7 protein-coding genes and 1 pseudogene are annotated in these 9,320 nt (G+C 71.5%); 5 read left to right on the top strand and 3 right to left on the bottom strand.

Annotated features, from left to right (window positions below; translation table 11 throughout):
• Nucleotides 1–344: 344 nt before the first annotated feature.
• Together ACWF94_RS24095 and ACWF94_RS24090 are read right to left on the bottom strand one after the other, a co-directional pair.
• Complete coding sequence (locus ACWF94_RS24095; protein WP_453492083.1) at nt 345–1,361, bottom strand: MaoC family dehydratase; 1,017 nt, start codon at nt 1,359–1,361, stop codon at nt 345–347.
• A complete protein-coding gene (locus tag ACWF94_RS24090; RefSeq protein ID WP_453492080.1) occupies nt 1,358–2,281 on the bottom strand; it encodes an HpcH/HpaI aldolase/citrate lyase family protein in 924 nt (307 codons plus the stop codon). The genes ACWF94_RS24095 and ACWF94_RS24090 overlap by 4 nt, the downstream gene beginning before the upstream one ends.
• A 177-nt stretch (nt 2,282–2,458) precedes the next feature.
• On the opposite strand from ACWF94_RS24090, the gene ACWF94_RS24085 reads away from it, so the two are divergent.
• Nucleotides 2,459–3,118, top strand: coding sequence for a TetR/AcrR family transcriptional regulator (locus tag ACWF94_RS24085; RefSeq protein ID WP_453492078.1), 660 nt, complete (start codon nt 2,459–2,461; stop codon nt 3,116–3,118).
• 192 nt (nt 3,119–3,310) lie between these two features.
• On the opposite strand, the gene ACWF94_RS24080 is transcribed toward ACWF94_RS24085, so the two are convergent.
• On the bottom strand, nt 3,311–3,982 hold the full coding sequence (locus tag ACWF94_RS24080; RefSeq protein ID WP_453492075.1) for a TetR/AcrR family transcriptional regulator: 672 nt from the start codon (nt 3,980–3,982) through the stop codon (nt 3,311–3,313).
• Between the two features lie 116 nt (nt 3,983–4,098).
• Between ACWF94_RS24080 and ACWF94_RS24075 the strand changes: the two genes are divergently transcribed.
• The 4 genes and pseudogenes from ACWF94_RS24075 to ACWF94_RS24060 form a co-directional block, all read left to right on the top strand.
• Nucleotides 4,099–5,241: a CaiB/BaiF CoA transferase family protein gene (locus ACWF94_RS24075; RefSeq protein ID WP_453492072.1), complete on the top strand. Its 1,143-nt coding sequence runs from the start codon at nt 4,099–4,101 to the stop codon at nt 5,239–5,241.
• 54 nt (nt 5,242–5,295) lie between these two features.
• A pseudogene (locus ACWF94_RS24070) lies at nt 5,296–5,985 on the top strand (acyl-CoA dehydrogenase family protein); the annotation flags it as partial.
• Between the two features lie 559 nt (nt 5,986–6,544).
• A complete protein-coding gene (locus tag ACWF94_RS24065; RefSeq protein WP_453492069.1) occupies nt 6,545–7,675 on the top strand; it encodes a hypothetical protein in 1,131 nt (376 codons plus the stop codon).
• Nucleotides 7,676–8,093: 418 nt separating this feature from the next.
• On the top strand, nt 8,094–9,320 hold a 1,227-nt coding region (locus tag ACWF94_RS24060), incomplete at its 3' end, for a TetR/AcrR family transcriptional regulator (RefSeq protein WP_453492067.1).

The raw sequence follows: 9,320 nt of genomic DNA, 5'->3' as shown, positions 1-9,320 counted from the left end.
AGTGTGCTCTGGATGGCCTCGGCGAGGGCGGCGCGTCAGGTGACGGGCCAGGTGCTGTCGGTCAGCGGCGGTTACGCCATGCCCTGACGACACGGCCGTGGCAGAGGGAACCCCGCGCGATGACCGTGTCAGGACCGGGCGCGGGTCGGGCCGTGGCCGGGACTCCCCGGTTCCGTCCCCGCGGGGGCCGGCCCGGAGCGCCGACTGCGCCCGTTCCCCAGCCCAGCGGGCCGGGCGGACCGGGCACTCGACGGGCCGCACGCACGCCGGTGCCCGGGGAACCGGGAAGGCCGTGGCCGACGAATACCGTGGCACACACCTCAGGCCCTGACGTGGCACACACCTCAGGCCATGACGGCGACGAACTGCCAGTCCAGCACGGGTCGGTCGCCGTCCGTCCGAGCACGCGATCGCAGGTGGACAAGCCCGCCGGACCGCGCGAACGGCTGGAGGCGTTCGACGACGAGACCGCTGCGCAGGGTATCGCCCTCCCGTACCGGCCCTGTGTGATCGCAGCCGTACCAGCCTGCCACGGTGACAAGGCCCGGCAGGGCCCGGGTGGCCTGGGACAAGGCGATCCCGATGGTGTGCCCGCCGTACACCAGCCGGTCGGCGCCGCCCGTGGCCCGCGCGTCGTGATGGACTTGCGCCACATTGAGGGTGAGCCGGGCCAGTTCGGGCGCGCTGGAGACCACATCCCCGCCGCCGACCTCCCAGGCCATGCCCTCCGCCAAGTCCGCGAAGTGCGGGCCGTCCGCGACATCGCGGAACCGGTCCAGCCGCCAGTCGGCGGTGGGACCGCTCAGCGCGGCGGCCGTCGGCGGGCGGCCCACGGCCGCCAGATCCGCCGCGTGGCCGGTCGACCGCTCCGGGTCCCGCAGCGGGAGCATCGCGCACCGCCAGAAGTCCAGTACGGGCCGGTCGAACTGGTCGGTGGTGGTGATCCGCAGCGCGGCCAGGCCGGTCGGCGCCCGGTCCGGCCGGGACCGGTTCTGGCGCAGCGCGACCACCTCGGTCGAGGTGCGCAGGGTGTCGCCGATCGCCGGGGCGCGGTGAAAGACCAGGCCCCGGTAGAACAGATTGGCCTTCACATGGTGGGTGACGAGCGTGGACTGGCCGATCGCCACGTCCCACACCAGCGCCGGATGCGCCAACTCCCTCACCCCGGTGACCTCTTCGCACAGCGCCGCGTCCAGCGGCAGCCGCAGCCGGTCGCCCACGATGGCCTGGTGAGCAGCCGCGCGCCCGGAGGTCAGGGTGAGCCCGGGAGCGGTGACGAAGACCTGGCCCACGCGCAGCTCGTCGAAGTACGGGCCTTCGGCGACCACGGGGGGCTTCTCGCCCGCCGGTCCAGAGGTCATGACGAGGTTCCGCCCTTTCCGAGTCGCGCGGGCCCCGTGGTGGCCGCCCGCGCCAGCGTGTCTCTGGCGGCCACCGCGACGGCTTCGTCGAGCATCCGCCCGTCCAGGAGTGCCGCCCCCGCGCCCCGGCCCGCGGCCTCCTCCAGGGCCGCCAGTACGGCACGTGCCCGCGTGATCTCGTCCTCGGTCGGGGTGAAGGCGGTATTCAGGGCGTCGAGTTGGCGCGGATGGACCGCCCACTTCCCGTCGAAGCCCAGTCGCCGCGCCAGCTCGGCCCGGTGCGCCAGGCCCTCGTCGTCGGCGATGGCGAGGTAGGGACCGTCGGTCACGGCGAGGCCCGCCTCCCGCCCGGCGGTCAGCACCCGGTCCTGCGCGGCCAGCCAGATCTCCGGCGGCGCGTCGGCGGATCTGCCCAGCGATGCCCCCAGATCGGCGTACCCGAGGATCAGGGCCCGGAGTCGTGGTGACTCGGCCGCCGTTTCCCGGACCCGGCCCAGACCCGCCGCGGTCTCGATCAGCGCCTGGAGCGCGAGGGGCCGGTCACGGCCCGCGGCGGCCTCCGCACCGTCCAGCAGCCGCTCGACGAACGCGATGTCGCCCCGGCCCTCCACCTTCGGTACCACCACGGAGTCCGGCAGCCCGCGGGCTCCGGCGCAGACGAGGAGGTCGAGATGACACCAGGGGGTACGGGGAGCGTTGACCCGCACCGCGACGCGCCCCCCGTTCGGACGGGGGCCCATCCGGTCCAGGACGGCCCGTACGGTCTCCCGGGCGGCGGCCTTGCCGGGTACGGGCACCGCGTCCTCCAGATCGATGACGATCTCGTCGGCGGCCGACTCCCACGCCTTGAGGATCTTCCGCTCGTCACCACCGGGTACGGAAAGACAGGAACGCGGGCGGGCGGCAGTCCGCTCAGCCATGAAGGAACTCCTCGGGGATGCTGTGCACTGGCGACCGAACGACATTAATCTATATTAAGATAAGGGAGACCCCCAGACGTATCGAGGAGCAGGACCGTGACCCCCGAACTCGCCGCCCAGGACGCCGCCGCACGACGGCCCAGGTCCGCCAAGGAACGCGCACCGTATGATCGGGCCGTGTCCAGAAAAGCCACGAGGACGAAATCCAGGAGCGGTGACGATCTCAAGTCGAACGCGACTCGGGAGCGCATCCTCGACGCCGCGGCGCACGTCCTGAGCAAGAAGGGGTACGCGGGGACCCGCCTCAGCGACATCGCCGTGGAAGCCCGCTTGCAGGCTCCGGCGATCTACTATTACTGGCCCTCACGCGAGCAGTTGATCGAGGAGGTCATGTGGGTCGGCATCCAGCGGCTGCATCAGCATGTGGCCGACACCCTCGATGGGCTGCCCGCCGAGACCCCGCCCATGGACCGGATCGCCACCGCGATCGAGGCCCATCTCCAGGTCGCCCTGGAGCTGTCGGACTTCGCCACCGCGATCATCCGCAACTCCGGCCAGATCCCGGAGGAGATCCGCTCCCGGCAGAGCAGCGAGGACGCCAAGTACGGCACCCTGTGGCGCGTACTGATCCAGGCCGCGGACGAGGCGGGCGAGATCCGGGCCGACCTCGACCGCCGCACCGCGCAGCGGCTGGTGATCGGCGCGCTGAACTGGGCGGCCGAGTGGTGGAATCCGGAGCGCGACTCGATCGAGGTCACGGTCCGCACGGCCCAGTCGCTCGTACGGCACGGCCTGAGCAGCAGATCCCGGCTCATCGAGCCTCCGACCGAATCCTGACCGCGGCCGGCCCGCGGCAGAGCGCCGGACCCCGCCGGCGTGCCGTGCCCGGGGGCCGGTCCCGCCTTCCGTACGCACGGGACGCCATGCGAGGCGGACGCCGTACGCACCACCGACAGGATCGTGCGGGCACCGAGCGCCTGGACTCGCGGTCGGCGCAACGCTGAAGCCCAGCCCCACCCGGCGCCCCGCTCACGCCGGCGGGGCAGCCTGCCGTACCGCTCCCAGCCCTTCGAAGGCCATGCGCACCACCTCCCGCGCGAGCCGGGCGGCCTCGGCCTCCCCCATGCCGTCCGTGCCCTCCGCCCCCTCCGACCCCTCCAGGCCGGCTGTCCGCTGGTACCACTCGACCAGCGAGTTGATCATTCCGGACAGCAGTCGGCTGACCAGCGGGGCGTCCCCCACCCGCGACAGATCGCCCTCATCCATGGCCTCCTGCACCAACCCGGCCACACACCGGTCGAAAGCACGCCGCCGATCGAGCGCCCAGCGTTCCGTCTCGGTGTTCCCCCTGACGCGCAGCAGCAGGGCGACATAGGGCAACTCGTCCACCAGCAGCCGGATTTGAAGGCTCAGTAGCCGCGCCAGCCGGTCGACGGCGGGCCCAGGCCCGTACCGGCAGTCTGCCGCGAAGGCGAGCAGGGGGTCGACCGCGCGCTCCAAGGCCAGCCGCAGGAGCTGCTCCTTGCTGTCCACATAGTGATAGATGGCGGACTTGGCGAGTCCGGTCGCCCGGGACAGGTCCGCCATACTCGTGCCGTCGTAGCCGCGTTCACTGAAGACGCGCGCCGAGACGGACACCAGCAGGTCGCGGCTGTAGTGGGGCCTGCCGTGCGCGGCTCCGCCGCCGGCTGCGTCATCCATCCGTCCGGCTCACCTCCCGTGGGTACCCGCCGGTGCGCCGTGCACCTTGAACTTCAATCTAATCTATTTTAAATTTACAGGGAAGCGGATGACCTCATGGAAGGGATGTGCACACGGTGAAGACCGGACCCCTGGCGGGATGCCGGGTGGTGGAGCTCGCCGGGATCGGCCCCGGCCCCTTCGCGGCCATGACGCTCGCCGACCTCGGAGCCGAAGTCGTACGCGTCGACCGGCCCGGCCCCGGTGAGTTCTTCCCCGGCATGGAGGACAAGGACCTCCTCAACCGGGGCAAGAAGTCGGTCGCCCTGGATCTCAAGCGACCCGAGGCGTTGGCAGCGGCCCTGACACTGGTGACCGCGGCGGACGTCCTCATCGAGGGCTACCGCCCCGGTGTCGCCGAGCGGCTGGGCCTGGGACCGGAAACCTGTCTGGACCGCAATCCCCGCCTGGTCTACGGGCGGATGACCGGCTGGGGCCAGGCCGGGCCGCTGGCCCGCACTGCCGGACACGACATCAACTACCTCTCGGTGACCGGTGCCCTGCACGCCATGGGGGAAGCGGACGGACCGCCCGCCGTCCCGCTCAACCTGGTCGGCGACTTCGGCGGGGGCGGCGCGTATCTGGTGATCGGCGTCCTCGCCGCACTCCACGAGGCGGCCCGCAGCGGATGCGGACAGGTGGTCGACGCGGCCATCGTGGACGGAGTCGCCCATCTCCTCACCGGAACCCATGCGCTGATGTCCAGCGGGCAGTGGCAGGACGCGCGGGGCACGAACCTGCTGGACGGCAGCACCCCCTTCTACACGGTGTACGAGACGGCGGACCGTCGCCACATGGCTGTCGGGGCCCTGGAGAACCGCTTCTACCGCGTGCTCCTGGAGCTGCTGGAGCTGGACGAGGATCCGGCCCTTCAGCACGCCCGGAGCCGTTGGCCGGCTCTCCGCCAACGCCTGGCACACACCTTCCTGAGCCGTACGCAGGCCGACTGGACCGAGGTGTTCGCAGGCTCGGACGCCTGTGTCACCCCGGTGGTGAGCCTGTCCGAGGCCGCCGCACACCCCCAACTGCGCACACGGGGGACACTGGCCGAACGGGACGGCACCGTGCAGTCGACGGCGGCACCCCGGTTCTCCCGCACTCCCCCGTCACCGACGTCACCACCGCCCCCGCCGGGCCGGGACACCGCCGAGGTGCTCGCCGCGTGGGGGGTGGCGGACGTCGAGGGGCTCGTCTCCTCGGGCGCGGCGCTCCAGACCTGATCGGCGGCCGGGCGGCCGACTGCCGAAGCCGACGCACGTCACCGAACGGGCGGGTTCCTGCCCCGGATGGCGACCGGCGAGGTCCGAGCGACGATGGCGCTCACCGAACCGGGCGGCGGCTCGGATCTCCAGGCAATGGCCACCAAGGCGCGGCGCGACGGCGACCGCTACCTCGTCAACGGCTCCAAAACCTGGATCACCGACTCCCGTCGCTCCCAACTGATCGCCCTGCTCTGCAAGACGAACCCCACGGCCACCCCGGCGCACCGGGGCATCAGCATCCTGCTGGTCGAGCACGGGCCGGGGCCGACGGTCTCGCGCGACCTGCCGAAGCTCGGCTACAAGGGGGTTGAGTCCTGCGAACTCGTCTTCGACGACTGCGCCGTTCCCGCCACCGCGCTCCTGGGCGGCGTGGAGGGCCAAGGCTTCGCGCAGATGATGAAGGGCCTGGAGACGGGCCGTATCCAGGTCGCCTCCCGCGCCCTCGGTGTGGGCCGGGCCGCCCTGGAAGACGCACTGCGCTACGCACAGGAGCGGGAGAGCTTCGGCAAGCCGATCTGGCAGCACCAGTCGATCGGCAACTACCTGGCCGACATGGCCACCAAGCTGACGGCCGCCCGCCAACTCGTCCTGTACGCCGCCGAGCGTGCCGAGGCAGGACAGCGCTGCGACATGGAGGCGGGGATGGCGAAGCTGTTCGCGTCTGAGACCGCGATGGAGATCGCCCTCAACGCCGTCCGTTTGTACCAGCTGAACGGTCGCGGTATGCAGGATCCGCCACTGCTTCTGACCCCTCGCAGCGTCTTGCCCAGGCGCAGAGGTACATACGCACCACAACCCGCGTACGGCGCTCCAGGACGGCAGCCGCCCGGGCGAAGACGCGGGGCCACGCGCCCTCCTGCCACACAGCCCGCAACAGGATCTCGCGCATCGCCTGCACCTGCTCGTCCACGCGATGGCCGGCCGGGCGAGCGGTGTGCGCATCCGGTCATGTAGCCGGCAGGCGCGTCCTGTTGCTTTGCGCCAGATCTGCCCGGCGCGGCGGTGGGCCTCGGCGGGCCCTCGTGGTCGCGGCGCCGGTGTCCAAGGGCACTGGTGACGGGTGTTCTGTCCGCGTACGGTCCCTACGGAACCGGACCGTACGCCGGGTGTACGGGTGCCCGGCGCTCCTGCGGCCGGTCCGGTTTCCGGCCTCTCCCCCCGACTTGGTCTGCCGCTGTGCCGATGTCCGGCCTACGCTGCGGGCCGACCGGAAACGCAGGCCCCACGGGTGCCGTGTGGCCGTACCCGAAGAGGAGTTTCCATGGCTGCGCGCCTGCGCCGCACCACCGTCACGGTCGCACTGCTGGCCAGCATCGGCTCCGCCCTCGTCGGCGGCGCCGCGCCCGCTCCGGCCGTGTCCCCCGGCGACAGCAGTAGTCCGCTGCCCATCGCCTCGGCCGTGGACATGGTGGTGGACAGCGAGCACCGGCGCATCTTCATCAGCGATGCGCAGAACAGCATGATCCTGGTCACCGACTACGCGGGCCGAGCCCTGGGCACGATCCCCGATCTCCCCCAGGTGTGGGGCCTGGAACTCTCCGAGGACTCCGACACGGTGTACGCCGCCGTCAATCACGAAAGCGCCATCGTCGCGATCGACACCGAGACCTTCAGGGAGACCGCACGCCACCCCACTGGTGCGGACACCTTCCCCCAGTACCTGACGCGGACCGGCGACACCCTCTGGTTCGGCTACCACCTCAACTGGAAACCCGACATCGGCTGGCGGGCCGGTGTCGGCTCCATCGACCTCTCCGACGAGGCCGACCCCACTCCCCGGCTGGACCTGACGGGCCATGAAGGACCCTACGCCCCCCTTGTCGAAGCCTCCTCCGAGACCGGCACCCTGATCACCGTGAGCCGCGGCAAGACGCCCACCCGTGTCGGGGTATACCGCACGAAGGGCGGAACACTGCGCCCTCAGGCGTCCCGGACGATCGACGCCGGGCCCACGCGCGACGTCGCTCTCAGCCCCGACGGCGACCAGATCGTGCTCGCGAGCATGTTCCCGTACCACCACCAGGTACTCCGGACCTCGGACCTCACCGAGGAGCACGCGTACCCGACCGGCTACCGGCCCGTCGCGGTCGACATCGCCCCGGACGGTACCATCGCCGCGGGCGTGGACAGCCGGTCCGCACCGGACGTGTACGTGTTCCGGCCGGGGGCAGCCACCCCGACCCGGACATACGACTTCGGAAAAGCCGACACCTTCGGTGACAACAGGCTGGTGTTGCCCACCCTCGCCTGGACCCCGGACCGGCGCCGCCTGTTCACGGTCACGGGAGACGGACTCGGCAACCATCTCACGCTCCGCATCCTCATCGCCCCCACCCGCCCCGAGCCGGGAGCGCCGGGCACCGATGGTGACACACCTCTGAAGCGCCGCTGAGACGCCCGAAGGGCCGGCAGAGCTGCTTCTGTGCCCGGGTGGACCGGGCTCGGGTCAGGCGACGGTGACGTTCTCCGCCTGGGGGCCCTTCTGGCCGCCCTGCGTGATGTCGGAGTACCTCTGGACGACCGTCACCGGCCCTGCCGTGCGCGCGTGGCAGCCGGGAACTCTGCTGACTCCGTGGGCAGTGGACCGTGCTTTCGAGGAGGGCCGGGTGTGGGTGCGGCGCGGGCTGCCGGTTCCCGGGCCCGGTGGCCTCCTGTGGGGCAATCGGCACCGTACGTCCGGCACCCGGCAGCGTCGCGGCCCTGTCCAGGGATCAAGCACGCGTGTATCGGTGGAAGTGAATTTGTGTTTTGATTCGATGGAGGTCGTTGGCATAGTCGGGCCGACGCGGGGGACGTGAGTCTGGAGCAGTATGACCGGGAATGGGCACGGAGTCTCCACCGGAGCGCCCACCCGGAACGGGAGTACGCGAGAACGCGGGGGGCAGCCGGACGACCGGCGGGCCACGATCCAGTGGGTGGCGGCGGAGTTGTTCGCGGAACGCGGGTACGCGGCGACCGGAGTGGGGGATATCGCGGACCGGGTCGGCCTGTCGCCGGGGGTCATCTATCGGCATTTCAGCGGCAAGGACGATCTGCTGCGGAGCATCCTGGAGGGAGCACTGGCGGACTTCACCGCCGCGGCGACGCTCACCCCTGAGACCACGTCGGACACCGGTTCCGAGGCGGGGCCCCGGGGGATGGTGTTCCGGACCGTTGATCTCACCCTGTCCCAGTCGGCGTCGGTCGCCACGTACCTCAGAGAGTGGCAGTCGCTGTCCGAGGCGGCCAGGCATGGACTGCGCGCGGATGAGCGTCACTTGTCCCGGCTGTGGGAGACGGCTATCCGTGGTGCCCGCCCCACCGTCTCCCACGGGGACGCGATCAACCGCCAGCGGGCGGTCAACGGGGTACTCGGCTGGCTGGCACGGCGGCACGCCACGCTGCCGCAACCGCGCACGAAGGCACTGCTCATACGGTCGCTCCTGGCTCTCCTGCTCGCTCCGCCGGACCGTTCGCCCGCGCCTTCCGGCGGGCGTACGCGGCCGGAGCCGAGGTCTGCCCGTTCCCGGCGCAAGGAGATCCGGGACGCCGCCGCGTGCCTGTTCCGGCAGTACGGATACCACGGGGTGGGTATCGACCGGATCGGCAGGACGGCCGGCATCTCGGGACCCAGGGTCTACGCCACGTACGCCGGCAAGGCGGAGATCCTCGTCGACGTCTGCGACCACGCCGTGACACAGCTTGAGCTTGCCATCGGGAAGGCCCTGGAGGGGGCTCGCTCCCCGGAGGAGGCGCTGAACCTCGCGACACGGGCCTACGTCACGGCCGCGTTCGCCGAGCCCGACGCCGTCGCTGTCGCCGCCCGTGAGGGCGAGGCGCTGCCCGACGGCGACCGGCTCCGCATGGCGGACCGCCGGGACGCCGTCCATGAGGGGCGCGGCGCGGTACTCGCTCAGGTGCGCACGGACCTGGACGAGCACGAGGCACGCACGCTGGTCGCTGGGGCCGACGCGGCCGTACAGGAGATGGCGCTGGTACGCGGCAGCCGCTCCCGGGTCGCCGCGGCCACGGATCTCGTCCTGAGGTTCATGCTCTCC

It is taken from the genome of Streptomyces sp. NPDC055078 (assembly GCF_053607985.1).
This window is presented reverse-complemented; position numbering and strand designations above follow the sequence as displayed.

Coding starts and splice junctions, on each gene's coding strand:
- ACWF94_RS24065 (WP_453492069.1), top strand. CDS start 6,545: ATGGCTGCGCGCCTGCGCCGCACCACCGTCACGGTCGCACTGCTGGCC.
- ACWF94_RS24095 (WP_453492083.1), bottom strand. CDS start 1,361: ATGACCTCTGGACCGGCGGGCGAGAAGCCCCCCGTGGTCGCCGAAGGC.
- ACWF94_RS24080 (WP_453492075.1), bottom strand. CDS start 3,982: ATGGATGACGCAGCCGGCGGCGGAGCCGCGCACGGCAGGCCCCACTAC.
- ACWF94_RS24090 (WP_453492080.1), bottom strand. CDS start 2,281: ATGGCTGAGCGGACTGCCGCCCGCCCGCGTTCCTGTCTTTCCGTACCC.